Genomic DNA, 334 nt, shown 5'->3' with positions numbered 1-334 from the left:
CCTAAAGGCCGAGTCAGTACGAAAGCACTCCAAAATAATAGTGTTTTAGATATCTTAGTATAAAAATGAGCTAGCGCAATTAGTGCTAACAAAGATCCAAAGATAATCGCACTCGTGGTATAACCCATGCCTGTGCTATCGGCTACCCAGTCACCAAGTGCGGTACCTAATGTCTGCGAAAACATAATGGTCGTCCAGTAAAACACCTCTGCTTTGGGTTTGCTGATACTATCAACGGCAATGCTTCCCATCGTCTTCTGCCATGTCATTAGACATATTCCAAGTAAAGCTACTAGAAGCGCTGAGCCGCCAGCATAGCCAATTCCTAGTGATC

1 pseudogene is annotated in these 334 nt (G+C 44.0%); it reads right to left on the bottom strand.

Going from position 1 to position 334, the window contains the following annotated elements:
• Nucleotides 1-269 (bottom strand): annotated as a pseudogene (locus AAEZ03_RS26465) (hypothetical protein); the annotation flags it as partial.
• Nucleotides 270-334 lie beyond the last annotated feature (65 nt).

Source organism: Pseudomonas sp. HY2-MNA-CIBAN-0224, assembly GCF_040310285.1.
Taxonomy (GTDB): domain Bacteria; phylum Pseudomonadota; class Gammaproteobacteria; order Pseudomonadales; family Pseudomonadaceae; genus Aquipseudomonas; species Aquipseudomonas helleri.
The sequence above is the reverse complement of the archived record's forward strand: the minus strand, read 5'-3'. Positions and strand labels throughout refer to the sequence as shown.